General features: G+C 48.7%; 23 protein-coding genes, 1 riboswitch and 1 other annotated feature. Of the genes, 7 read left to right on the forward strand and 16 right to left on the reverse strand.

The window, feature by feature from the left end:
* Positions 1–24 precede the first annotated feature (24 nt).
* A complete protein-coding gene (metH, locus tag C7R94_RS14585) occupies positions 25–3,471 on the reverse strand; it encodes a methionine synthase (protein ID WP_106782221.1) in 3,447 nt (1,148 codons plus the stop codon).
* A 117-nt stretch (positions 3,472–3,588) separates the two neighbouring features.
* A riboswitch (SAM riboswitch) is annotated at positions 3,589–3,690 on the reverse strand.
* A gap of 213 nt (positions 3,691–3,903) precedes the next feature.
* Here metH and C7R94_RS14590 point away from each other — a divergent pair.
* Positions 3,904–4,011, forward strand: coding sequence for a YjcZ family sporulation protein (locus tag C7R94_RS14590; protein ID WP_083995026.1), 108 nt, complete (start codon positions 3,904–3,906; stop codon positions 4,009–4,011).
* A 67-nt stretch (positions 4,012–4,078) separates the two neighbouring features.
* Here C7R94_RS14590 and C7R94_RS14595 read toward each other — a convergent pair whose 3' ends face one another.
* Positions 4,079–6,283, reverse strand: coding sequence for a YcdB/YcdC domain-containing protein (locus C7R94_RS14595; protein WP_106782223.1), 2,205 nt, complete (start codon positions 6,281–6,283; stop codon positions 4,079–4,081).
* Entirely contained in the window at positions 6,274–6,846 is a 573-nt protein-coding gene (locus C7R94_RS14600) for a sigma-70 family RNA polymerase sigma factor (RefSeq protein WP_106782225.1), read from the reverse strand. The genes C7R94_RS14595 and C7R94_RS14600 overlap by 10 nt, the downstream gene beginning before the upstream one ends.
* 197 nt (positions 6,847–7,043) lie before the next feature.
* Here C7R94_RS14600 and C7R94_RS14605 point away from each other — a divergent pair, with 197 nt between their 5' ends.
* The 3 genes from C7R94_RS14605 to C7R94_RS14620 all read left to right on the forward strand — a co-directional run bounded on the left by C7R94_RS14605 (position 7,044) and on the right by C7R94_RS14620 (position 10,111).
* Positions 7,044–7,532, forward strand: a complete 489-nt coding sequence (locus C7R94_RS14605) for a hypothetical protein (RefSeq protein ID WP_106782228.1) — start codon at positions 7,044–7,046, stop codon at positions 7,530–7,532.
* 53 nt (positions 7,533–7,585) lie between these two features.
* Positions 7,586–7,851 (forward strand) — a binding site (T-box leader).
* 48 nt (positions 7,852–7,899) lie between these two features.
* Positions 7,900–9,615 (forward strand): arginine--tRNA ligase, encoded by a 1,716-nt coding sequence (gene argS / locus C7R94_RS14615; RefSeq protein ID WP_106782233.1) that lies wholly within the window; start codon positions 7,900–7,902, stop codon positions 9,613–9,615.
* Positions 9,616–9,739: 124 nt separating this feature from the next.
* On the forward strand, positions 9,740–10,111 hold the full coding sequence (locus tag C7R94_RS14620) for a hypothetical protein (protein ID WP_106782235.1): 372 nt from the start codon (positions 9,740–9,742) through the stop codon (positions 10,109–10,111).
* Positions 10,112–10,187: 76 nt separating this feature from the next.
* Here the strand turns inward: C7R94_RS14620 and C7R94_RS14625 are convergent, their stop codons facing one another.
* From C7R94_RS14625 to C7R94_RS14650, 6 genes are read right to left on the reverse strand one after another with little or no spacing between them, the layout of a single operon-like run.
* Positions 10,188–11,369: a thiolase family protein gene (locus C7R94_RS14625; protein ID WP_106782238.1), complete on the reverse strand. Its 1,182-nt coding sequence runs from the start codon at positions 11,367–11,369 to the stop codon at positions 10,188–10,190.
* A gap of 28 nt (positions 11,370–11,397) precedes the next feature.
* Positions 11,398–12,138 carry an amino acid ABC transporter ATP-binding protein gene (locus tag C7R94_RS14630; protein WP_106782240.1) on the reverse strand — a complete coding sequence of 247 codons (741 nt, stop codon included), beginning with the start codon at positions 12,136–12,138 and terminating at the stop codon, positions 11,398–11,400.
* Positions 12,139–12,155: 17 nt separating this feature from the next.
* Positions 12,156–12,821, reverse strand: a complete 666-nt coding sequence (locus C7R94_RS14635; RefSeq protein ID WP_106782242.1) for an amino acid ABC transporter permease — start codon at positions 12,819–12,821, stop codon at positions 12,156–12,158.
* Positions 12,822–12,870: 49 nt separating this feature from the next.
* On the reverse strand, positions 12,871–13,689 hold the full coding sequence (locus C7R94_RS14640) for an ABC transporter substrate-binding protein (protein WP_106782244.1): 819 nt from the start codon (positions 13,687–13,689) through the stop codon (positions 12,871–12,873).
* Positions 13,690–13,733: 44 nt separating this feature from the next.
* Positions 13,734–14,396, reverse strand: coding sequence for a 3-oxoacid CoA-transferase subunit B (locus C7R94_RS14645; protein WP_047068734.1), 663 nt, complete (start codon positions 14,394–14,396; stop codon positions 13,734–13,736).
* Positions 14,396–15,061 carry a CoA transferase subunit A gene (locus C7R94_RS14650; protein ID WP_106782246.1) on the reverse strand — a complete coding sequence of 222 codons (666 nt, stop codon included), beginning with the start codon at positions 15,059–15,061 and terminating at the stop codon, positions 14,396–14,398. The genes C7R94_RS14645 and C7R94_RS14650 overlap by 1 nt, the downstream gene beginning before the upstream one ends.
* 281 nt (positions 15,062–15,342) lie before the next feature.
* On the opposite strand from C7R94_RS14650, the gene C7R94_RS14655 reads away from it, so the two are divergent.
* The gene (locus C7R94_RS14655; protein ID WP_106782248.1) at positions 15,343–16,764 is read left to right on the forward strand and encodes a sigma-54 interaction domain-containing protein; all 1,422 of its coding nucleotides are present in this window, start codon (positions 15,343–15,345) and stop codon (positions 16,762–16,764) included.
* Between the two features lie 455 nt (positions 16,765–17,219).
* On the opposite strand, the gene C7R94_RS14665 is transcribed toward C7R94_RS14655, so the two are convergent.
* Positions 17,220–17,621 carry a hypothetical protein gene (locus tag C7R94_RS14665; protein WP_017247868.1) on the reverse strand — a complete coding sequence of 134 codons (402 nt, stop codon included), beginning with the start codon at positions 17,619–17,621 and terminating at the stop codon, positions 17,220–17,222.
* A gap of 51 nt (positions 17,622–17,672) precedes the next feature.
* The gene (locus tag C7R94_RS14670) at positions 17,673–18,515 is read right to left on the reverse strand and encodes a deoxyribonuclease IV (protein ID WP_106782251.1); all 843 of its coding nucleotides are present in this window, start codon (positions 18,513–18,515) and stop codon (positions 17,673–17,675) included.
* 138 nt (positions 18,516–18,653) lie between these two features.
* On the opposite strand from C7R94_RS14670, the gene C7R94_RS14675 reads away from it, so the two are divergent.
* Both C7R94_RS14675 and C7R94_RS14680 read left to right on the forward strand, forming a co-directional pair.
* Positions 18,654–19,247: a TetR/AcrR family transcriptional regulator gene (locus C7R94_RS14675; protein WP_106782253.1), complete on the forward strand. Its 594-nt coding sequence runs from the start codon at positions 18,654–18,656 to the stop codon at positions 19,245–19,247.
* A gap of 61 nt (positions 19,248–19,308) precedes the next feature.
* Complete coding sequence (locus tag C7R94_RS14680; RefSeq protein WP_106782255.1) at positions 19,309–20,556, forward strand: MFS transporter; 1,248 nt, start codon at positions 19,309–19,311, stop codon at positions 20,554–20,556.
* A 60-nt stretch (positions 20,557–20,616) separates the two neighbouring features.
* Here the strand turns inward: C7R94_RS14680 and C7R94_RS14685 are convergent, their stop codons facing one another.
* The 5 genes from C7R94_RS14685 to C7R94_RS14705 all read right to left on the reverse strand — a co-directional run bounded on the left by C7R94_RS14685 (position 20,617) and on the right by C7R94_RS14705 (position 25,715).
* Positions 20,617–21,483, reverse strand: a complete 867-nt coding sequence (locus C7R94_RS14685) for a universal stress protein (RefSeq protein WP_106782258.1) — start codon at positions 21,481–21,483, stop codon at positions 20,617–20,619.
* Positions 21,484–21,646: 163 nt separating this feature from the next.
* A complete protein-coding gene (locus C7R94_RS14690) occupies positions 21,647–22,708 on the reverse strand; it encodes an HD-GYP domain-containing protein (RefSeq protein WP_106782260.1) in 1,062 nt (353 codons plus the stop codon).
* Positions 22,709–22,828: 120 nt separating this feature from the next.
* Complete coding sequence (locus C7R94_RS14695) at positions 22,829–23,686, reverse strand: patatin-like phospholipase family protein (RefSeq protein WP_106782262.1); 858 nt, start codon at positions 23,684–23,686, stop codon at positions 22,829–22,831.
* Between the two features lie 111 nt (positions 23,687–23,797).
* Positions 23,798–24,109: a hypothetical protein gene (locus tag C7R94_RS14700; protein ID WP_106782264.1), complete on the reverse strand. Its 312-nt coding sequence runs from the start codon at positions 24,107–24,109 to the stop codon at positions 23,798–23,800.
* Between the two features lie 46 nt (positions 24,110–24,155).
* Complete coding sequence (locus C7R94_RS14705) at positions 24,156–25,715, reverse strand: solute symporter family protein (protein WP_233220565.1); 1,560 nt, start codon at positions 25,713–25,715, stop codon at positions 24,156–24,158.
* Positions 25,716–25,728 lie beyond the last annotated feature (13 nt).

Below are 25,728 nucleotides of genomic sequence, written 5' to 3' on the forward strand. Positions count from 1 at the left end.
TTTTCATTTATACGTGATCAGTTTTTAGACTTCAAAAATAGATGGACCTGCGTTGAAATAACGTGCTTCTGGGTGAGCAAATACCATCGCCGATACGGAAGCTTCTGGCTCCATCATGAAGCCCTCTGTCAGCTGAACGCCGATATCCTCTGGACGCAATAGACGGAATAACTGCGCCTGATCCTCCAAATTCGGGCAAGCAGGGTAACCGAAGGAGACACGAATGCCCTGATACCTTGCTCCGAAGCGCTCGAGCATCGTCATCTCAACCGGGTCTGGTATGCCCCACACGTCGCGCATGACGTGGTGAATTCGCTCAGCAAATGCCTCTGCCAGCTCCAATGCCAAGGCTTGGAGGACATGAGAGCGCAAGTAATCGCCACGTTCTTTTAGCTCTGTAGATTTTTCGCGAATCCCTCCCCCAGCCGTTACAGTCAGGAATCCTACATAATCCATTTCCTTGCTCTCCACTGGTCGCAAGAAGTCGGACAGACAAAGATGCGGTTCTTCCAGCTGACGCGGGAACGTAAAGCGCTCCAGCAGCTTGCTGTGATCCTTTGGATCATAGACCAAAATATCGTTGCCATCTGACTGAGCTGGAAAGAACTGATAAACACCGTGTGTCGTAATGGTTCCTTTTTGCTTCGCTTCATTTAATAGCTCTTCTACAATGCCGTACAGTTCCAGTACCTTCTCGTCGCCTGCCTCTATCAATTTATCTACATTTCCGCGAACACCGAGGTGTTTTCCGAGGAGCATCCGCAGGTTCAAATACGGTTGCAGATGGCTGAGCGGATATTGTCTTAGAACATGTCGTTCACAATCTGGCGGCAGATGGATCGGAACGGTTCTGCTAATGGCTGAGCGAGCTGGCAAAGGTGCTTTTTTCTCCTCGACAACAGGCTGAGCCGTTGCGACTGCTTCCAGCAGATGCTGCTGTTCCTCTACCAAGCGATCACGTTCTTCCGGATTTTGCAGACGATTCACGAGCTCCAGACCATCCATGGCGTCTTTTGCGTATAAAACAATTCCACGGTATTCTGGTGCGATCCGGTTCGATGTGAACTTGCGCGTCAACGCCGCACCACCGACCATCATCGGGACATCAATGCCTGCATCACGCAGGTCTTGTGCTGTAATGACCATTTGCTGCGCGGATTTTACCAAGAGTCCAGACAGACCAATGGCATCCGGCTTTTCTTCTCTGCATGCGGCAATCAGTTGCTCTGGCGGTACCTTGATCCCCAGGTTCACGACATTGTAGCCGTTGTTTGACAAAATAATTTCCACGAGGTTTTTTCCGATGTCGTGCACATCGCCTTTGACTGTCGCCAGCAAGATTTTCCCCTTTGCAGCGGCATCGCTTTTTTCCATGAATGGTTCTAAAAACGATACGGATGCCTTCATGACTTCCGCGCTTTGCAATACTTCTGCCACGATCAGCTGGTTGCCGTTAAAAAGGCGACCGACCTCTTCCATCCCAGTCATCAACGGACCGTTGATGATCTCGAGCGGTGTGTATTTATCCAGAGCCAGCTTCAGGTCTTCCACGAGACCATCCTTGGAGCCTTCGACTACATAACGAGCCAAGCGTTCTTCGAGTGTTAACGAGGAGACTTCCACACGGACTTCCTTTTTCTTTTGGCGATAAAATTCGGTGAAGGCCGCCAATGTCTCATCATTTGTCTCGAATAACAGGGCCTCTGCCAGCTTTCTCTCGTCTTCTGGAATCGAAGCGTAGCGCTCCAGCTTTTCCGTGTTGACGATGGCGTAATCAAGCCCTGCGAGAGTGGTGTGGTACAAGAAGACCGCATTCAGCACTTCCCGACCCGCAGGAGGCAAGCCGAAGGAAACGTTACTGACACCCAGGATCGTCTTGCAAGCAGGCATTGCCTGTTTGATCAAACGAATGCCTTCTACGGTTTCCTTTGCAGAGCCGATGTATTGTTCATCCCCTGTCCCTACTGGAAAGACGAGTGGATCGAAAATAATATCCTGTGGCTTTATTCCATACTGGTTGACGAGAATGTCGTACGAGCGTTGCGCGACCTCCAGCTTCTTTTCGCGAGTGATAGCCATACCCGCTTCTTCAATCGTTCCAACGACAACCGAGGCACCGAACTTGTGAATGAGCGGAACCACTTCCTCAAATCGCTCCAACCCGTCTTCCAGGTTGATCGAGTTGAGAATGGCCTTCCCTTGCGAATAGCGAAGTCCCAGCTCCATGACCTTCGCATCTGTCGAGTCGATCATGAGCGGCGCTTTTACTTTTTTCACGATGAACTGTAGGAATTTTTCCATATCTTCGTATTCGTCACGGTCGGGGTCAGCCAAGCATATATCGATGACATGTGCGCCGCGCTTCACTTGGGCTCGGGCAATGTCAGATGCTTCTTCGTAGTGACCAGCTGCAATCAAATCACGGAATTTTTTGGAACCGATGACATTGGTCCGCTCCCCTACTAGCAAAGGACGATTGTCATCTTCAACATAAACGACCTCGATCCCGGAGACCGCGCTCAGCGGTTCTACAGCTGCACTGCGTGGCTTGCAGTCTTTCAATGCTTCTGCCATCGCTTGAATATGGTCAGGCGTTGTTCCGCAGCAACCGCCAGCGACATTTATCCAGCCCTGTTCAGCGAACGCCCGCATTTTCGAAGCAAGCCCCTGTGGCGTTTCATGGTAATGGCCGTTCTCGTCTGGTAAGCCTGCGTTTGGATAGCAGCTGACCGCACATTGGGCAATTCCTGACAGAGTCCGCAGATGATCACGCATGAACTCTGGTCCTGTCGCACAGTTCAGACCAATAGAGACAGGCTTTATATGCTCCAACGAAATGTAAAACGCCTCGATGTTTTGACCTGCCAGCGTTGTGCCCATCGGCTCAATCGTACCTGAGAGCATCACCGGGAGCTCCTGGCCAAGCTCTTCAAAAGCTTTGCGAATCCCGATTCCGCCAGCCTTGACGTTCAACGTATCTTGCGAGGTTTCCAAGAGAAGAACATCGGAGCCGCCGAGAATCAGACCTTTTGCCTGACGATAATACGCCTCGACCAGTTCTTCGAAAGTGACACCACCTGTCAACGAAAGGGTTTTGGTCGTCGGTCCCATCGCACCTGCTACATAACGCGGCCACTCCTCCGTGGAATAGGCATCCACCGCTTCTCTGGCCAAGCGAGCTGCCGCTATATTGATCTCAAGGTCTTTCTCTGCCACATCGTACTCAGCCAAAACGATGGAAGCAGCACCAAACGTGTTTGTCTCGACGATATCTGCGCCTGCCTCTAAATATTTCTCATGAATGGAACGAATCACATCTGGTCTGGTCAGGTTCAGGAGTTCATTACAGCCATCATAGGCTTCACCGCCGAAATCATCAGCAGTCAGATTCGCCTGTTGAAGCATGGTGCCCATTGCACCGTCCAGAATCAGAATTTTCCGGGAAAGCTGTTCGCGAAAAGTTGGTTTCATTGACGTGCCCCTTTTCTCCCTTGCATCGGCTTATTCTCCGCAATCGGTTTAAAATAAAAAATCCTCTTCTTTGAAAGAAGAGGATTTGTCAGCAGATACGAAAACGCCTGAGACATCCTCTTATCTTTCAAAGCACGTAGCTTTGCTGGAATTGGCACCGGATTTTTACCGGTTGCCGAGGCTTCATCAGGCCAGTCCCTCTGCCTCTCTGGATAAGAGTCGTACACTTGTCATTTAGTTGGTTTGCGAAATGTATGGAATGTTTGCAAGTATCTTAACACCCCCTTTGTCTACTCGTCAATTGTGAATTGTCTATTTTTTACTGAACCACTTCTCTTACGCGCCCATTTTTGCCTAAGCTGGGCATCCGCCCAGTCCAATATCGGCATTCGTGTATAGACTGGAGTATAACGGAAAGGAGGGGAAACAAAGATGAGTACATCTTACTGCGGAAACGGATTCTTCGGTGACTGCTTCGCAATCGTGCTCGTGCTGTTTATCCTGTTGGTAATTATCGGGTGTTCGTGTGACGACTGTTAAATAAGTGTGTAAAAAAGGCTATCCCAAAAGCCATCAGGAATGGCTGCGGGATAGCCTTTTTTTCTTGTTATTTGGTGATGATCTTGCCTGTCACGGCATCCAGAGTAATATATTTGAACGCCAGCTTTTCGTCACTCCACGGCACATACGCCAGCTTTGGTTGAGCTATTTTTTGCCCATCCACATCTCTCATCAAATAGACCAGCTTTAAAGGCATGACGCGTAAATACGCCTCAACAGCCTTGTCTTTCGAGACGATCTCGTCGGATGCTGGAAGCTCCACCAGCTCGTGCGTCTCTCTGTAGTTTTCAAACTTTGTCACTTTGCCAGAAGACGGATCGACTGTTACTGAATAAGCCACTTTTGGCCAGCGATCCTGTACTGGAATGCCATCCTTGCTCATGAGATATCTGAATTCCCATTCGCCCGATGACACAGGATTCGCTTCGTCTGGCTGTATGACTTTCGCCAATTGCACTTCTTTTATGCCTGGATCAACGTATTTAGGCAGAAAGGCAAGTGCAGCCTCTTCCGCTTGCTCGCGTTTGACTGTCACTGCTGTATCGGAACGCGGTGTCCCCAGCCCGACGACACTGCCTGTTTCTGCGAGAACTTCTACGCCGATATACTTGTCATTTTTATCATTCCAGACGTATTCCTTGCGTCCGTCACGGTTACTCTCTCTATAGGTCGAGTCATCCACTTGTATGCCGAATTCCGCCTGCAGCAACGCTTTTGCCTCATCCTTGGAGCGAACCTTGACGTATTCCTTTGGAGATTCGATCGGATGTGCTTCCTTCGTATTCAACTGATCATAAGCAAGCCCGTTATCTCCCGTTCCATACACCATCTTGCCATTGGTCGCGTCGATATACCACTCCTGACCATCTTCACGTCCTCTTTGCATGAAGGAAACAGCTGGTGTGTACTCCAGAATGGGCTGCCACATATCCCCTTGTTTTGATTGTGGCTGTATTCTCGGATTCTGCACGTATCGAAGCTTCATATGCTCGCTCAGCTCTTTGATGGCTACCTCTTCTGACACAGCAGTCGATACATCCGGGTACTGCGACGGCTCAAATGATTCGAGCCCCTTATTGAAATATTCGAGGTGGCCAGAGTCGGTTGTTTCGATGCTTATTTCATCAGACAACACCGGCATCCCGTTATAGTATCTCAGGTACAATCCCGGATGGTTGGCGTCCAACAACCGATAGTTCTCGCTATCAGCCCCGAGCAGCTTGTTCAGGAACTGTCGCTCTTGCTCCAATGCTTTTGCTCCTTCTGCTCTTTTCTGGCTCTTTGCTTCCTTTTCATCCTTAAACAGAAGCCTATAATGTTCCAATGCTTGACCATTGCCAGTGATCACAAGGGAAACCTGATGTCCCTCTTTGTTCGTTTTCCCCAAAATGAATGACATGCCATCGTGGTTCTTTTCTTTATCCAAAAGAAGAAGGGATGGGCTCAAATCGGGCATGGCATCTGTCAGCTTGGTGAAAAAGGCTTGTTCGCTCTTGTTCAATCGCCCGAAAAACGCGACTTGCTCACGTTGGTCAATTCCAACCGACATTACGTCGAACGGGACGGGCTGGCCGTTTTCGATCCGTTGATAATTCACGCTCATCCATGGGTCTTTTACCATATGCTCGTCGGAATAGATCTGAGTCTCGACGAGCTGATAGGTCTTACTTTCCTCCCCCAAAAAAGCTTGAAGAAATGCGCTTGCTGCATTCTCAGCAGTCTTGGCTGATGGCAATTTCCCTTCCTTCTGTTCTCCCCGATCACCATTGATTGTAAAGCTCTCAATTTGTCCTGTCTGTATATCATAAGCAACCTTGGCACGCGCATTATCGCCTTCCAGTAACATGAGATCACTGATTCCATAGCTTGTACGATCCACTCTTATTGTCATCTTGCTCAAGGCTGGAATCACTTTTTTCAATGGTAAGACGGCCTCTTCCGCCGACACCATTACACTGTTCTGATTTGCCTCTTTATTATTTGTTTTCGTAGCAGTCGTTGCAATCGCATTCGTTACATTCTTGCCACTTGGCAACTGTGGAAACCAGCCTTGCTGGTGCATTCCCACAGCAGTAACCGCCAAGCAAGCTGCCAGCGAACCCGCCACGAAAATTCTGTTTCGATTCTTGTGTTTATTCTTTGCAATCGCACCTCTGATCCGTAATTCCATCTCTTTTGTAAACCTCACTTCCTTCACTGATTCCTCACTTGTGCTCCGTACCGCTTCACGCATTTGCTTATCTACGTCCATTCCAATCCCTCCTTTTCACACAATGCCTTAAAATGTTTTCGGGCCCGTGACAATTGGGTTCGTACGGCATCTTCTGAAATATCCAGCACTTGCGCCATCTCTCTTATCGACAAATCCTCATAGTAATGAAGTACCATGACTTTTCGGTACAGCGGCGAGAGCTTCATCACCTGCTCCGCTACTTGTACCTTACTCATTCGCCCGATGACTGCCGATTCAACATTTGCCGTGTCGACCTTTTCTGGGGGTGCTTCCTCTTTGGAGAGGTATGTAGAAAAAATCTGACGAAAGGACCACGAACGCAAATATTTGCGGGACTCGTTGATCGCGATTCGGTAAAGCCACGTTTTCACGCTACTCTGATGGCGGAACTGATCCAGACCCCGATAAGCCTTCAGGAACACTTCCTGGGTAATGTCTTCCGCGATTCCCCGATCCTTGACGATCAAGTAGGCGAGCTGCACGATGTTGTCTCCGTACTCGCTCATGAGTCTCGTCAGCTTCTCCTCGTTGGTCAATTGCAGCGTCCAGTCCGCTTCGCTACTTTTGGCACTTGCATTCACGCGCTGTTCACCTCCTTGTTTCGTGTTGATATGTATTTGATCCAGCTAGCTTATTTTTGTGACAAGATTACCCAATTATTTTTCCATCATTCTTTTCCGTTCTTCCACTGCTGCACTCCGTTGCGTTGCTTTCATTGTCAGCGCACATTGCTTTTGCTATCATGAGGCTTATTGTAGAGCGAAAGGAACGAGATGACATGGATGACTTGCAAGCACGAGAAAAAGATAAATTTCTGTCCTGTTTGGAGACCATAAAAGAACTATCCAAATCCGAATTTGAAACCTACTCCATCGTTAAGAATACCGAAACCGGGGAACATTATCTCCACTATTTTTTGTCCCACATTAACTTGTCCGAGGGAGGCAGAAGAGACGATTACGATCACTTCCTGCCGATTGAATCCGACGATATTTTAGCGATTATGTTTGGCGAACAGCCGTACCAGTTTCCAGAGAACTGGCGCTCCGCTTATTTGCGCAGTGGGAATGACAATCGATTGATCCCGTTCGATCCATCGGAAAATTACGATCTGGACGATGCCGCTGCTGCCGAGTTGGCTATGCTCGAAAAGCTGGAACAGTACAAAGAGCAAATGATGAACGCAGATAACCTCAGCGCGGAAGAAAGGGAAGAGCTGACCAAGCAATATTTCGCGGAATTAGATAAGATTTTAAAAAAACCTTGATCGAGGCACTCTTGCATCCTGACGGTATAAACAGCTATAATTCTAGAGAAACAAACGAATCGTTGATGAGGAAAAGTACTCCTTGTGTGAGGACGAAAGCGAGTCGGGGACAGTGTGAGCCCGATGCCAAACCATGTGAGGAAGCGCCCCTCGGAGATGCGGCCTGAACATCTAACGCCAGCCATTATGGGCAACGGATCGTGTAGGGCTATGCCGGGACTGCCCGTTACAGCAGGTCAAGCGGTTTTTGTCTTCCTGTGCGATGGAAGAGAAAAACAACAAGAGTGGCACCGCGGGAGTATAACCTCTCGTCTCTTTTTCACAGGAGACGTAGAGGTTTTTTTATTTGAAAGGGGTAGAAATTTAGATGAGCTATAAACACCAAGTCGCTGAAAAGATTGCCGCTGCGCTATCCTCGATGGGCGTAGACACACTGACCAAAGAAGCCGTATACGGCATGCTGGAAACACCACCAAACCCTGCCATGGGCGATGTGGCCTTCCCTTGCTTCCAATTGGCAAAAGCATTGCGCAAAGCCCCACCAATGATCGCAGCAGAGCTGGCTGGACAGCTCTTTGGTGCACCCTTGCGCGAATCGCAAGCAGTTGGTCCGTACGTCAACCTGTTCCTGGATCAAGAAAATGTGGCAGAGCAAGTAATCGGAACCATCCTTACCCAAGGCAGCACATACGGAAGCAGTAATCTCGGTGAAGGACGCAAAGTACCAATCGACCTCTCCTCCCCAAATATCGCGAAGCCGTTTTCCATGGGTCACCTGCGCTCTACTGTGATCGGGAACGCGATTGCCAATATCATGGAAAAGCAAGGCTACGAGCCAGTGCGCATCAATCACTTGGGTGACTGGGGTACGCAGTTCGGTAAACTGATCGTTGCGTATCGTCTCTGGGGTGACGAAGCAAAGGTAAAAGCAGAACCGATCAAAGAGCTGCTCAGCCTCTACGTTCGTTTCCACGAAGAAGTCGAAAATGATCCTACCTTGGAAGACCAGGGCCGTGAATGGTTCAAAAAACTCGAGGATGGCGACGAAGAAGCACAGCATCTGTGGAAATGGTTCCGTGACGAATCCCTCAAGGAATTCATGAAGATCTACGACCTGATGAACGTAGCCTTCGACTCCACGCACGGGGAAGCATTCTACAACGACAAAATGGATCGCGTTGTTACGTTGCTCGAGGAAAAAGGTCTGTTGACTGAATCCGACGGTGCGATGGTCGTGAACCTCGATGAATACAACATGCCGCCATGCCTGATCAAAAAATCAGACGGCGCTACCCTGTACGCAACGCGTGATTTGGCTGCCGCTCTCTTCCGCCACGAATCGTACGATTTTGCAAAAGCACTCTATGTCGTAGGAAACGAGCAACGCCTCCACTTCCAGCAGCTCTATAAAGTATTGGAAAAAATGGGCTATGCATGGTCCGCGAATATGCACCACATCCCATTCGGCATGATGCTCAAGGACGGCAAGAAAATGTCCACGCGTAAAGGGAAGGTTGTTCTCTTGGAAGAAGTGTTGGCACAAGCCATTTCTGATGTCCAAAAAGTCATCGAAGAGAAAAACCCTACACTGTCCAATAAAGAAGAAGTGGCTCGTCAAGTCGGGGTAGGCGCAGTTATTTTCCATGACTTGAAAAACTTCCGCCTCAATGATGTCAACTTCTCCTGGGAAGAGATGCTGACCTTCGAAGGGGAAACAGGACCATACGTGCAATACGCACACGCGCGTGCATGCTCGCTACTGCGCAGAGGTGGCTACCAGCCAGCAACGACGGTGAACCTGGCTTCCGGTGCACTCGACAGCAAAGAGGCTTGGGCAGTGATTACCCTCTTAAACGCGTTCCCAGAGGTAATCGAGCGTGCTGCCGATAACTTTGATCCGTCGCAAATCGGCAAGTATGTAATCGACCTGGCGCAAACATTCAACAAGTTCTATGCGAATGTGCGCATCCTGGCTGAGGAAGAAGATGTGAAGGCATCCCGTCTCCAGCTCGTAGCAGCAGTCGTTGCTGTACTGAAGGAAGGTCTGCGTCTGCTCGGTCTGGCTGCTCCAGAAGAAATGTAAGAAAGAATACGAAAAGCCGGTTGCTTCCTCTTGTGGGGAAACGCCGGCTTTTTTGATTGTCCCGTGTCATCATTATTCATCTGTGAGATAATGGAACGATGGCAGATAAAAGAGGTGAGCAACGATGGGAAGAAGTGTACATTTCGGCAAGACGGATTTTACCTTGCGTCTCACTGGCTTGCATACGCTCTTAGCCTTAAAGAGTACGATCACGTTACCTTATCACTCGATCAAGCATGTCGAGGTCGGTTCTTTTATTCCGCCAAAATGGATGTTGCGCATGCCAGGGACGTCTTTTGGACCCTTGAACATTTATGAAGGAAGCTTTCAGCATCAAAACGAATGGTACTTCCTTTCTTTTACCCAGACTGATTCGTTGTTGATCCTAGAAGTAGTGGGGCATGTCAAATATCAGCATGTCATTGTACAGCTGGAAAACCCAACAGAAGTGGCGGCTACATTGCGAAAATATTTACGCGAACAAAAGGCCCCCTAATAAGCGATCAAGCTTCCATGGCAAAAAGCCCCGACAATTCAACGTTCGGGGCTTTTTCATTTGCACATGTTGAAGTTTACATTGTCAAATTTTCATAGATCACTGACATTCCCATGCCACCTGCCATGCACAGCGTCACCATGCCATATTTCTCACGTCTGCGCAGCATTTCGTTCATCAACGTCACAGTCAGTTTGGCTCCAGTTGCCCCTACAGGGTGACCCAAGGCAATCGCGCCTCCATTGACATTCACCTTGCTTGTGTCCAGCTCCAAGCATTTGATCACAGACAAAGCCTGGGCGGCAAATGCCTCATTCAATTCGATGAGTCCAATGTCACCCTGCGTTAATCCCGCTTTCTCCAGTACTTTTTGCGTGGCGGGAACTGGTCCGATCCCCATCACGTCAGGCTCGACTCCTGCGCTGGCAAAAGCCTTAATTTTCACGAGTGGAGTCAAACCCGCTTCCTCCGCCTTTTCACGAGACATCATCAATACAGCGGCTGCGCCGTCATTCATCGGACACGCATTTCCGGCAGTGATCGTCCCCTCTTTTTGAAAAACACACTTCAGCTTGGCGAGCTCTTCTAGCTTAATATCATGGCGCACGGATTCATCCTGGACAAAAACACGGGTGCCTTTGCGATCCTTGATTTCAATCGGTACGATTTCATTCGCGAACGTGCCCGCTTCGATTGCTGCCGCTGCTCTTACGTGACTCTCAAAGGCATAACGATCCTGCTCTTCACGGGTAATACCGTACTGTACAGCCAGCCGTTCTGCGGTCATCCCCATATGCTCGCCCGTTAGCGAGCAGATCAAACCATCGGTCAAAAGAGCATCCTCCATGGTCAAATTGCCGAATTTGCTGCCCCAGCGGTTCTTCACGAGGTAGGGAACACTGCTCATGGACTCCACTCCGCCCGCAATCACCACGTCCTCTTGACCTGCTGCTATGGCTAGCGCACCGTTGCCAATCGCCTTCAATCCTGAACCACATGCTTTGATGACGATGTGACCATAGACATTGCGTGGAAATCCCGCCAGCTGCGAGCTGATACGTGCAGCATTGAGTCCTCCCCCATGTACGTACCCATTGCCAAAAATCACTTCATTGACTTGTTCCTTCGGCAAGTCAACCTTATTCATCAAGCCTTCCAATACTTGCCGTCCCAGCTCTGTTGCCGGTACGTCTCGCAGGCTTTTCCCAAATGCACCCACAGCACTGCGCACACCCGCGACAATGACCACGTCTCTCATGCCCCAGCTCCCTTTCGTTTTTACGCCATTACAGTACTCGGTTCAAAAATTCTCTCGTACGCTCTTCTTTCGGGTTGTTGAAAATTTCTTGGGGTCTAGCCATCTCGATGATCTTGCCCTGATTCATAAACGCCACCCAGTCAGCCACTTCCTTGGCAAACCCCATCTCGTGCGTCACGATAATCATCGTCATTCCTTCTTGTGCGAGCTGCTTCATTGTCTCCAGCACTTCCCCTACCAGCTCTGGGTCAAGCGCTGAGGTTGGCTCGTCGAAGAGCATGATCTCCGGTTTCATCGCCAGCGAACGAGCAATTGCCACGCGTTGCTTTTGGCCACCGGAGAGGCTGGATGGGTAGGCGTCTGCTTTTTCAGAAAGACCTACCTTTTTCAGCAGCCGGAGTGCTTCCTGCTTCGTTTCCTCCTTGTCCGCTTTCTTCGCAATCAGCGGTGCTTCCATGATGTTTTCCAGAACGGTTTTATGCGGAAACAGATTGAAGTGCTGAAACACCATGCCTACCTTTTGCCGTACTTTGGTCAAGTCATCCTTCTTCGGATCGATACTTTTTCCTTCGATATAAATCTCTCCGCCGTCCTTGATCTCCAGAAAGTTAATGCATCGAATCAATGTGCTTTTCCCCGATCCACTGGCACCGATCAAGACGACGACCTCGCCCTTGCCGACATGCAGGGTGACATCCTTGAGAACTTCCACTTTTCCGAAGCTTTTCTTCAAATTTTGCACGCGTATCATTTCTCTTTGCTTTTCCATCGTCTTTCCCCTCCGCTTTACGCCTCTCCTTTGGCCAAACGCTTCTCCATGATGTGGACCACATACGTAAACGCCATGACAATAACCAAGTAATAGAGCGCCACAATCAAAAAGTACGTCATTTCATCAAAGGTTTCCGCAGACAAGCGGCGGGCCAGTGAGAACAACTCATCCATGGCAATGAATGCGGCCAGAGACGATTCCTTCAAAGACAAAATAAACTGGTTGCCAAGTGGCGGGATCGATCGTTTCAACGCTTGCGGCAAAATGATCCGACGCATGGTCTGACGAGCGGACATGCCCAAAGACAGACCTGCCTCCATTTGCCCTTTATCAATCGACTGAATCGAGCCCCGGAAAATCTCTGCGATATAGGCTCCACTGTGGATCGCCAGAGCAAGCGCTGCCGACCAAAATTGACCGAGGTCAATGACTTTGTAAAAGCCGAAATACAAGACGAAAATTTGCACGACTAACGGCGTACCACGAATAATCATGATGTACGCATTGGCTATGAAACGTGCAACTGGAAGCTTGGATACCTTTAACAAGGCGACAAACAATCCGATAATCGAGCCTACGATAACAGAAGCGATCGTCAGCTGAAAGGTCAGCAGCAACGGCTTCCAAAAAAACGGCAATGTCCGGAAAAACTCTTCTGTCAGATGGGCAAAACTGGGCACTTGATGCCACCCCTCACTTGTAATGGAATATACTTCTCATACCAACTCACTATTCGGCTTTGCTAATGTCGCGATTAAAATACTTTTCGCTCAGTTTGGCGTAAGTACCATCCTCCATCATTTGCTTGAGCACTTCGTTGATTTTGTTCAGCAATTCCGTATTTCCTTTCCGCACTGCGATTCCATGTTGGACTTCAGAGAGTGGCTTACCGCTTTTCTTGAGCTTCAAGCCTTGCGCGATAGCAATCTCCCCTACAACGCTATCTGTAATCACGACATCGTGTTTGCCCTGCTCCAAGGCACGCAGAGCCGTTACATCGCTGTCATACGTTTTGATGTTGTCTGTATACTCCCGCGCCATCTTTTCGTGTGTTGTACCGAGTGCGACTGCTACTTCTTTGCCTTTTAACCCTTCTAACGTGCTAATCGTCCCATCCGGGCGAACGAACAGTTGTCCACCAGACAAGTAGTAAGGGTCTGCGAAATCAATCTGCTGCTTTCGCTCTTCTGTAATCGCATGGCTGGCAATCGCCGCATCGTAGCGTCCTTCCTTTACCCCCGCGATAATACCGGAAAAAGGCGACGTGACTGGCTTTGGCTCAAGCCCCAAGCGCTTGGCGATTTCATTGCCGATCTCGACATCAAATCCGGTCAATTGACCATCCTTGAAGTAGCTGAATGGCTGATATTCACCGGAAGCCGCGTAAACAAATACGCCTGCCTCTTTTGTCATGGACGATGCATTTCCAGCAGTAGCCCCACCTGCTTGCCCTCCCGCACTGTTAGTGGATGCGCCTTGGCTACATCCGCTTACAAGTAGTGACAATGAAAATACGACTCCTGCGATTGTTTTGATTGTTTTTTTCATGTGTTTCATCCCCCTGTTCCATATGTTCGCGCTTACATTTTTCATTACTCTACCATTTGTAAATTTTCTGAAATCATTAAAGGTGCCCCGGTATTCGTGATGACATTTTCCAAGGTGAACGGGTACATTACCTCTGTCAAAAGCAAGCCTCTTTGCGTGACCTCGATCACGGCCCTCTCGGTGATAATGAGATCGACGCAACCCTTCGCCGTCAGTGGCAACGTGCACTCCCTGCGGATTTTGGGCTCACCTGCCTGATTGACATGGCTCATGAGCACGATCACTTTCTTGGCGTAATAGGCCAGCTCTGCTCCTCCACCAATCCCATGTACACGTGAGCCAGGAACAATCCAGTTTGCCAGATCTCCTCGGCGATTCACCTGCAAAGCCCCGATAAACGCTGCATCCAGCTTTCTTCTTCGGATCATGCCATACGCTATGGTGCTGTCGAAATACGAGGCCCCTGGGACAACGGTAACAGGTGCTCCACCAGCGTTGGAAATATGCTGATCCTCTTCTCCCTTTAACGGCGTAGGTCCGACACCCAAGATTCCATTCACCGAGTGAAACATGACTTGCCACTCATGCGGGATAAAATCAGCGACGAGCTCAGGTATCCCGATCCCCAAGTTCACTGCCATTCCGGGAGTGACCTCTTTGGCCGCACGCCACGCAACCATATTTCGCTGATCCATTTCCAACCCCATTAGCTGTTCCCTCCGCCACGAACCACGATATAATCCACAAAAATGCCAGGCGTCACGATTTTATCAGGGTCCAGCTCTCCTGCGGGTACGATCTCTTCCACCTCAGCGATTGTGATATCTGCCGCCATCGCTACTAGCGGATTCAGATTTCTTGCCGCCTTGTCATAAATGAGATTTCCGTAAGTATCCGCCTGTTTCGCATAGACGATCCCTACCTCCGCAGTAAGGGCGGCTTCAATCTGACAAGATCTTCCGGCAAAAGCAAACGGCTCTGCTCCTTCCATTCGCTCTCCTCCCACATGCGCATCCACAACGATTCCTAGAATACCAACACCTCCTGCCCGAATCTTTTCTGCGAAAATTCCTTGTGGACAAAATGTCACTTCCAGCATTCCGTCCATCAATTGTTGACCTGCTTCGGGATTGGAGCCAATATGTGTGGTTATCAGCCGCCTCACCCGTCCATGACTGATCAGCTTTCCGATTCCGATTTCTGGATACCCCGCATCAATTCCGATAAGTGTCAAGCTTTGCACGCCTTTGTGCAAAATCGCATCAATCAATTGTGCCGGGGAGCCAATCGTGCCGAATCCGCCATACATCAGCCGGGTGCCATCCAGAACATGCTCCACTGCTTGTTCGTGCGTCACCAGTTTTGATAACATCGCATGCAGTTCCTTATCTCTTATTCTTGGGTAAATCGCTTACGTCCAACTATATAAAAGCAACTCTTGTGCCAAGCTTAAAAACGGCAAGAAAACGCAATCAAGCTACAAGCAATTTCTATTACTGAGTCGAAATAGACTCACTTTTGAAACGAAAAGGCAGGAAAAGTCTAACTTTTCACTCGAGTCGATTTCGACTCAACTAGTTTTAAATTCGACTCACTATACAACAATCAATTCGATCTTGTACAATCAGTTGAAAAACTGGGGAGCTACTCAACATGGAAAAAGCTGCGGAGATACTAGCATTGTCTTCTGTTGATCGTTTTATTGACATCCTGAACACACTGGCAGATGGCATATTCATTGCTGATGCGCAGGGAACTACTTTATGGTTAAACAATGCCAGTGAAAACCTGTGTGGTTTGCCAAAAGCCGAACTCATCGGGCAAAACGTATCCGACCTCGAAGAAATGGGGATTTTCAGCCCTTCTGTCACCCGCTTGGTTTTGGAAACGGGAAAACCAACCACAACCATTCAGCTCGTCAATAATAAGGGGAAATTTCTGGTGACCGGACATATTATCCCGGATGAGGATGGAAGGCCGGAGCTGATCGTTTCCCACTCGCGTGATATCACTGAGGCAGCCCGTGCCAGTTCACAGCTGGAAGAGACGGTCGCTTTGCTAAAGCGGTACAGCGAAGAGATTCAGCTTATGAAGTGGGAAGCGAGCCAGAGCTCCTCCCAAACCTTGATTGGCAACAGCCGTTCCTATCTCGCCTTGCTGGAATTAATGAAAAAAGCTGCCCCTGTCGACACGACCGTGTTTATTACAGGTGAAACAGGCGTAGGAAAAAGCTATCTTGCGGAGCAAATCCATCAATTGAGCGAACGAAGCAGCGGACCGTTCATCCACGTCAACTGTAGCGCCATCCCCGAAACCTTGATCGAGTCAGAGCTGTTCGGCTACCACAAAGGGGCATTTACGGGGGCGAGTCACTCGGGGAAAATCGGATTAGTGAAAATGGCGGACAAAGGGACGCTTTTTTTGGATGAAATCAGCGAGCTTCCCTACCATCTGCAATCGAAATTATTGCTGCTCCTGCAAAACAAAACGTTTATGCCGATCGGCGGCACGAAAACATATACAGCTGACATCCGCATCATAACGGCAACCAATGCCAACCTTCAGGAGCTCGTGCGGTTGGGCAAATTCAGACACGACCTGTACTATCGCCTTAATATTTTGCCAATCAATGTTCCACCATTACGGGAGAGAAAGGACGATATTTTCCCTTTACTCCACCACAATTTACAGCGATTCAATAGCAAGCATAACCAGAAACGGCGTTTTTCCCCGGAAGCGCTGGATGTTTTGCATCAATACGAATGGCCTGGAAATGTGCGGGAGCTGGAAAATTTGGTAGAGCGGATCGTCATCACGTCCAAGCTGGATGAAATCCAGGTCAGTGATTTGCCAGAAGAACTGCGGAGTATTCGTGAGCTGGAGGAGGGAATTCTTTCACTAGGTTCTCTTTCTCTTACAGAGCGGATGGAGAAAATTGAGATGGAATTTATTTTGCAAGCATTGCGTACACACAAAACGACTCGCAAAACAGCAGCGGCCCTCGGCATAACCCAGTCGCTACTTATGCGGCGGATTAAAAAGTATGGGATTCAGCTGGATTCTGAGGACGAGTGAGTCAACATCGTGGAGGGGAAGAAAAAGCGCAGTTCTCTTCGACTCTGACACGCCCGCAAGGGGGATTGGCTGTCCGTCTCCACTTAAAAAAGGGGACCGTCGAGCCAAAGCCACCCTACGGGCAGACGTTTCTCAGGGAAGAAGTGTTCGACAACCAGGTCCCCTTTTTTAAGTTCCGACTGGGTAGGCGTTGTCAAGGTCTGCGAGTCCTGCGCTTTTTCTTCTCACCAGCTTTGTTGGTTCATCGGTACCTTTAAAACGTAAGATCCTCGTCAGTATAAACTGAGGGATAATCTTCTCAACGCTCAATGCTATAGTGGAAGTCCGTTCAAGATGTAAATGCTACTTATTAGATAACTTGTTACAACAAGCCTTTGGCGTGGCGTTAGTTAGTTATACATTCTTATTAGCATAAAAAGGAGCGCTACCTCGCAGCGCTCCTTTTCGTTCTTGGATTACTCCTCAATCTTCTTAGCTTTTTTGCCAAACCACGTATTTGCAACCAGCTCGACTACCTGCTTCGGCAATGATTGTGGTGCTTGTATTTCGGTTCCAGCCTTGTCCACTGTACGGTACAGCAAAGCCTTGTCATCTGCTGGGTCGGACATGGTTTGCAGTGTCCATTCGCCGATTTGTCCGGCGTTTGTCCACTCCTCGATCATCAGCTGATACTCCCCTGGAGCCAGCTCAATGTAATCCTCGTCAGTTACATCCACAATCGCATAGCCATCATGCTCTATTTCAGCATCGTATGTATTTCCGTTCGCCGCTTCGTACAGAGCGAGCTCCTCCGGGTTATTCAAGTTTTCTGTCAGATGAGTAAAATCCGCAATCGTCACCTTAATACGCTTTTTCATAGGTACCCCTCCCGTGTTGAACACATCATTTCACACTCTACCACAACATGGTCAGCCCTGCCAATTGTCTCTGAGCAGACGAACATGTTTGATTTCTTCGCTATGTCCCCCTTCTGAGCCTCTCGCCGTTTCCAGAACGATGGGAAGTCCCTGCAATTCGGGTGTTTGCAAAAAAGCGGCAATGGCTGCATCACCGATCATTCCTTTTCCGATGGAGGCATGCCGATCTCGAAAGGAACCACTCGGATAAACAGAATCGTTCAGATGAACGGCACGCAAGCTCGTAAAATAATCGAGCTCTCGCATCCGATCGGCTACTTCCCCCCAATCATTCCCTTTCCACAATCCACTGGCAAATGCATGACATGTATCCAGGCAAAAGCCTACCTTCTGTGGCTCAGCAAACAATTGTCGAACCTGTGTAAGCTCTTCGAGTGTCGTGCCCATACGGTTGCCTTGCCCGGCATTGTTTTCGATTAACAGCTGGGCTTTTCCATTCCAGCCATCCAGTATTTGATTGACCATCTGGATCATGATTTTGTAACCGGTAAGGACAACCGCGCCTTTATACTGGCCAAAGTGAACGACTACGCCCAACGCTCCACAAGCTTCGGCAATTTCAAGGTCATTTCGTACGGAGGCCATTGTCACTGCGAAAAGCTCCTGCTCCTCGACACAAAGATTCACCGGGTATGAGGTATGAGCAATCGACAGCATACCGTTTTGCTGACAAAAAGCGCGACACCGTTCTGCATCCCGGGCATCGAATTGCTTGACGCCCAAGCTACGCGGGTTTTTCGGAAAAAATTGAAATGATCGTGCTCCTTCTTTGTATGCAGTTTTCGCCGCCTCCTCATACCCATGACGAATACTGACATGACAACCGATTTGCAAGGTAATCCCTCCCTTCCTCGCTTCCTATTACTTTTCCCTCTGCCCCTTTTTCTCAACCGAGCACTTGCGCTTCCCTGTCAGATCGAATAAACTAAAACTAAACCGAACGTTCAGTCTAGAAAAAGGAGCTTTTAAAAAATGTCAAAGCGTCGTCTCGATGGAGAGAAAACCAAACAACATATCGTAGAGAAAGCCACCGAGTTATTTTCTCAGAAAGGCTATTCAGCCACTTCCATTGAAGACATTTGCCAAGCAACCGGAGTGAGTAAGGGCAGCCTCTATTACCACTTCAAAAACAAGGAGCAGTTGTTCCTGCATTTGCTTGAAAAGCAGTACAGCGAATGGGTAGATCTGTGGCAGGAAAAAGAAAAAGAATTCGAGACGTCCATTGATAAACTGTACGGCTTAGCTGCTTTTTTCTTGGAGGATTTTTTGTCCCACCCTCTAAAAAAAGCAGGCGAAGAGTTCTCCGGCAGCCAGCTCGCCGATCCAGTTATTTTGGAACAAGTGCTAGAAATGCTCGGCTCCACGTACACCCTCTATACTTCCCTCTTCCAAGAAGGAATCGACCGAGGCGAGTTCGCCCCATGCGATCCCGAAGAAATGGCGATGATACTGGAAGGGCTCTTGAACGGAATGATTAACGTAGGTTATCAAATGGATGACGCGCGTCTTCATGCTCTACTGAAGAGGAGCATTGACGTTTTGCTGCATGGCATTGTTGCCAAGTAGCATTTTTTCACCTTTAATTAAACCGGACGTTCGGTATAAATTTTCGGGAGTGATATGACCTATGAAAGGTCTTTGGGGAAACAAAGTTTTTCTCACCGTTTTTATTACGGATACATTAGAAAATATCGGTATATGGATTCGTAACATGGCCTTGCTTTACTATGTGATGGAGACGAGCGGCAACAATCCGACCGCCGTATCGCTCTTGACTGCTATCGAACTTGCTCCGATCTTGGTTTTTTCGATTATTGGCGGGGCATTGGCTGATCGCTGGAACCCGAAGCGAACGATGATAGCCGGGAACCTGTTAAGCGCCCTCTCTGTATTGGTCATCGTGTATTTGCTCTGGCAAGGGATGTGGATCGCTGTATTCTTTGCGACCTTTATCTCGGCTGTCGTGTCGCAGTTCTCCCAGCCTTCTTCTGCCAAGATGATGAAGCGTCATATTCCTAATGAGCAAGTTGCAGCAGCTGTGTCTATTGCACAAAGTACGGGTTCGATTTTTCTGCTGGTTGGCCCGATTGTTGGTACCTTTTTCTTTGAGCAGTGGGGCATCTACCCTTCCCTGTTAACGATGGCCGGCCTGTTCTTCGTCTCGGCACTGATCTTGCTGATACTTCCCACCTCAACTGCCAGTGCAACAGAGGAAGGTGGAACTCTCCTTTCTGAGATTAAAGCAGGTTTTGCCTATGTAAAAAAGCGACCAGCCTTGCGCCGGATCGCCATTACCTTTTCATGTCTGGGGTTATCCTCGGGTTTTATCAATTCACTGGAGGTATTTGTCATCACGGATCGTCTTTTACTTTCCAAGGAAGCCATTCAATGGTTTACCGCGCTAGACGGTTTGGGTATGCTGTTGGGCGGCATTTTGGCTTCCATTTATCTGGAACGCTTGAATAGTCGCTGGGTCATTACAGGTGGATTAATATTCTTCGCTCTCTCCGTCGCCGTAGAAGTTCTCTCTGTATGGATGTACCTAACTGCAGCGATGCGCTTTTTTACCGGAATAGGGATGGCATTTTTACAGATTGTAATCGGTATGTTCATGATCAAGCTCGTGGATGAAGCATATATCGGAAGGGTGAATGGAACGACTTCACCGCTCATGGTCGGACTCATGATGGTCGGTTCCTTTGCAGCAGGTCCGCTCATGCAGATGACTTCATTGATTACGGTATTTTTGATTGCATCTGTCATCCTTCTGCTCGCTGCATGGGGATGTAAGCGAATCAAGTGGGATTCGGCGGAAGTAACACAAGATGGAGCTAACCAACTTCTCGAACACAAGCAGGCGCAAACTCTATCGTAAGAGACATACGACCAAGCAAAAAAGCTGTCCACCAAACGGACAGCTTTTTCTAGTAAAATGCTATGTTTTCACAATGAGGAGTGGTGTTTTCGTACGATGAATCGTTTTAAATGTCACACTGCCAAGCAGCGTACCTGCCACTGCACCTTGGCCATGATGACCGAGCACAACCAGTCCTGCGTCGATTTCTTCAGCCGTCTGGCGGATCACAGTAGCTGGATCTCCGACCACGACCTTGCTTTCAAAAGGAAGCGATGCAGCCTCCAGCATCTCCTCGCAAGGTTTCAGTGTTTCACGTCCCCATCCTTCGAGGGTATTCATGTTATCCCAGCCTACGCCATATACTCCTGCGTATGTGACTGGCGGTATGACAACGGACAGTAGCGTATACGATACATCTGGAAGGTGCTGCCCCATTTCGATGGCTTTTTTCGCAGCTTCCATCGAATGATCGGAGCCATCTACTGCAATGAGTACTTTATTCCATGGGAAGCGGTTCTCATCTGTCTCCTCTGCAATGAGGAAAACCGGAACTTTAACATCATGGAGTGTCGGATAGCTGACACTTTGCAATAGAAAGCCTGTAATGCGACCGTAGCCATGTGTTCCCATTACGATAGCAGCATAGTCATTCGCAGCGTGCTTCGCAATGACTTCATGCGGCTCTCCGAACTCAATCTCCAATTCATACGTGATACCGGCTTCTTCAACAATCGACAGGAATTTTTTCAGATCTTCTCTTGCCTCATCCAATTGATAATCTTCTACAACATCTCGTCCCAACCTTCTGACAACATTGCGTGAAGGGAACGGCGAGATGGCATGAAGCAATGTGATATCATGCTTATTTTTGGCGTATGCCAGCGCAAAGCGGACCGCCTGAATGGACTGCGCTGAGAAATCAACAGGGACTAGAATACGGGACATAATGACACGTCCTTCCTTTTTTTCATCTGGCAAATGCGGTGTAGCTCTATGTACCCATCTGCCTTGAGTCCATTGTAGCCCTGTGGGCCCTACGTGTATGTAGGGGTATTCCCTGATCTTGGTAGGGATATTCCCTGATAGGGAGTCCTATTCTTTCACTGTCCTAGTCCATGACAGCAGTGATAAAAATAGTAGGCCTCTCACTCAAATCAATGTCCGTAATCTCATGATCATCCACCATCCGCCGAGTCGCCTGCTGGTCTCTTCGAATGACCCGAACGACTGGACGCGAAGGCAAGCCTCTATTTTGGTCAATAATCACACCGATCTCTCCTGTCGACAGCTTCAGCGAGGTTCCTGTCGGGTACATGGCAATCGAGCGCAAAAAGTGAATGACCATTTTATGATCAAAGCGTTTCTCCGCGAGCCCCATGACTTTTTCGCAAGCCTCATACGCAGGCAACGTCTCTTCTTCCGCTGAAAAAGGCGAGATGAGATTATCATAGTAGTTACAAATCGCAACAATCTTGGCGAAATCATGAATCTCATCGCCAGTCAGTCCTCGTGGCTGCCCACTACCATCCACCCATTCATGATGCTGCAAAGGAACGTGCGCAGACACAATGCTCATTTCATGTTTTTTTCGCAACAGATCAAAGCCCAGCCACGTATGATGATTGGTCTTGCTGTTCTTTTTATAGGCTGGGGCTTCCTTGTCGACAGACAGCTTTCCAATGTCATGCAAGAGGGCTCCGATGGCGAGCTCTTTTAATTGAGCCGTATTATAGCCTAATCCTACGCCCATTACTGTCGCCATCATGCACACATTCAAGGAATGAATGTACATCGCGTTGTCAGTCGTGCGAATTTCTCCCAGATTCAAGAGCACACGACGATTTCTCAAGGTTTCGTCGATGATACTTCCCACTGATTTTTGAATGCCGCGGATATCAAAATTTTTTCCAGACTGCACACACGAAATCGCTTGCGACAGATTGCGAATTGCGTCCTTCCGAGTAGTCTCCGTGACGACCTCCTGCTCTTTCACTTCATCGAGCAGCGGATCTTTTATGCTTAACATCGTGACGCCAAACCGACGCAATTTATTAATCATTCCGACAGTCAGCTGGACACCTGCATGCAAGAGCGTCAAGCCCTCGCTTGTATAAATGCTTCGAGCCAAAATGTCTCCTGGCTCTACTAGGTCTACATTCACATATTTCATGGGGTCTTTCCTCCTGATTCCATCCTCCCCTGATGCTTCTTCCCTTTCTTCGCTTTGGAAAAACCTGTTTCACGTGATTTCGCCGAAAAAACATCCGCTGGGCAGATATCTCCTTATTTTTCAGCTGTTCCTGCCAAGACCAAGCCATGTACAAAGCCCAGAAAATTGGGTATGAGCATCCTGGTAGCCTTGTCTGTAATAATGCTCCAGCTTCTCCTCTTGACGTTCAAAACCTCGTAGAAAGGTATCAGCTGGAGGTGCGATAACAAACGCTTTACCTTCCTTCTGCATCTCTTTGACTTGCTCTATAGTCTCGTAATAGATGCGAAAATGACGAATAAAAGCTTGGCACAGGCGCGTACTTCTGGAAAAAAGACGCTCGACACGCGAAAGCTTACGCATCCACTCACTTGGCGGACTTGAAGAAGTAAGCACAATAATATGCTTTTGATTGCCATCAAGCATGGACTTCATGAAAGGTACCGGATGCACGATGCCTCCATCCCATAGCTTACGTCCGTTGATCGTAACCTTGGGCGATAGAAACGGAAGACTGCACGAAGCTCGAATCACATGGAAAATATCCTCACAGTCGTCTTTCGTAAAGTAAACAGCTTCCCCTGTCGTGCAATCCGTGGTAACGACGACAAACTTTTCCTTCGCTTCGCGAAACCGGTCAAAGGCGAACGGTTCCAGCTTGTTAGGCATCTCATTGAAAATAAAATCCATACCAAATAGCGAGCGCTTCTTGATCAAATTTTTATAGTGAAAGTATCGGGGATCGCGAATGTATTTGATATGATAAATCTTGCCCAATCCGCGCTGCCTCGCCAAGTAAGCTGCTCCATTGCACGCACCTGCTGACACGGCAATCACATACGGGATGTATAGCTCCTGCTCCATAAAGTAATCCAAAACGCCAGCAGTATATATCCCACGGCTACCCCCTCCCTGCAAAACGAGCCCGACCTTTTCCATACCAATCACCCATTTTGATGTCGTTTACCCGTAGTATGAATAATTGCCCACTGAAACATGCAGGGTCGGGTCGCGCCAATGAAAAAGACGACCCTCAGACAGGGTCGCCACTCAATCGTCTTTTTTCATCATGCTGTACTCATCGCGGACCATCGTTACGTTTTCCCCTTGCTGTGTCAACTCCAGCTTATAGAGGATATCGGCAAGCACCGCCGCATAAATCAAGGTTAACTCCCCGGTATTGACCGGCTCACGAAAGTAGCTTCCAATCATTTCATAGCCTTTTCGCTTATAGGCTTCGGTATCTTCCTCTTCTAGTGCTTCACATAGCTCCTCAATCAAATCATCCAGCGCCAGCCTTGCGCGCTCATAAACATCTGGCTGGTCATGTGATAAAGCGTCTGACTCTTTCGTCGTACCCACTTGCCCCTCCTCCTTCTACTCCTAGAGTGGGGCACACGGAAAGGCTTTATGCAGATTCCTGCTCCGTTTTCCCAGGTGGAACTCGGATTCCCGTCAACGCCTGAAGCAGTACACGTTGGTACTTCATTTCGGCATCCGGATCAGGTCGATCCAGTAGTGTTCCGAGCACCGCCCCTAAAAAGCCGAGTGGTATAGAGACCAATCCAGGATTCGTCAGTGGAAATAGTGGCTCCGCACGAATAAGTCCGGTTAAGGGATGCATAACAGTCGGTCCCAAAATGACAAGGACTACTGATGCCGTTAAACCTGTCAGGACGCCACAAATCGCTCCTCGCACGGTAAACCGCTTCCAATACAACGTAAACAACAGCAGTGGCAAATTGGATGATGCTGCTACCGCAAACGTAAGCGCAACGAGAATCGCCACGTTCATTTTTTCTGCACCGATAGCCAGCCAAATGGAGATCACGCCCACCGCTACTGACGAAAGCTTTGCCATGGTGACCTGTTCTTTTTCCGATGCCGCCCCTCGCCTGATGAGATGACTGTAGACATCATGCGCGAACGCAGAAGAGGCGGAGAGCACGAGCCCTGTCACGACTGCCAATATCGTCGCGAAGGCAACGGCAGCAATATACGCCATCAAAAACTCTCCACCAAGAGCATCCGCCAATAGCGTAACGGTCAGATTCCCCCCGAAGCCCACATTTTTCAATGCCTCATAGCCTACAAACGTGCTCGCCCCGAAGCCGAGAAAGATCGTCATTAAATAAAAGGCTCCGATGACCCAGGTAGCGGTGTAAATCGAATTTCGAGTCGTCTTTGCGTCCTTGACTGTGAACAACCGGGAGATAATATGGGGAAGTCCCGCGGTACCGAGAATCAAAGCCAAATGCAGGGAGATCGTTTCCAGCGGATCATGAAGTTGATTACCCGGCTGCAAGAACTGTTCCTGAAGAGGTGTAATCGTACTTACATGGGAAAACATTTCGGAGAAGCTCCAACCAAAACGCGCAAACACAGTCAGGCTTAGGATCAATGTACCTGTCAGGAGCAGAATCGCTTTAATAATCTGAACCCACGAGGTCGCTACCATCCCGCCGAACACGACGTAAAATGTCATCAGGCTCCCGACAATCAGGACAGCCGTATCGTAACGCACTCCCAATAAATAATGAATGAGGGCACCTGCTCCAACTAATTGCGCCAGCATGTAAAAAATCGTAATTAATAGAGTCGTACAGGCAACAACACCACGCAGCCAAAGACTGTCAAACCGGACGGCAATCGCGTCTGCCAACGTATAGCGCCCCAAATTATGCAACGGCTCCGCAACTAAAAACAAAATAATCAGATAAGAGACAAAAAAGCCTATCGCATATACGAAACCGTCGAAGCCGTACATCGCAATCGTTCCCGCAATCCCCAAAAACGAGGCAGCACTCATGTAATCGCCTGCAATGGCAATGCCATTTTGTAACCCGTTCAAACGATTTCCTGCCGCATAGAAGTCTCTCGTCGTCCCCGTCTGTTTGGCAGCTGAGTAAGTGATGGCCATCGTTCCGATAATGACGGCAAGGAAAAAGATGATCGTCGTCACAGACAATACCTCTCCCTTC

The organism is Brevibacillus sp. NRRL NRS-603, assembly GCF_003013445.1.
In the GTDB taxonomy this organism is placed as follows: Bacteria; Bacillota; Bacilli; order Brevibacillales; family Brevibacillaceae; genus Brevibacillus; species Brevibacillus formosus.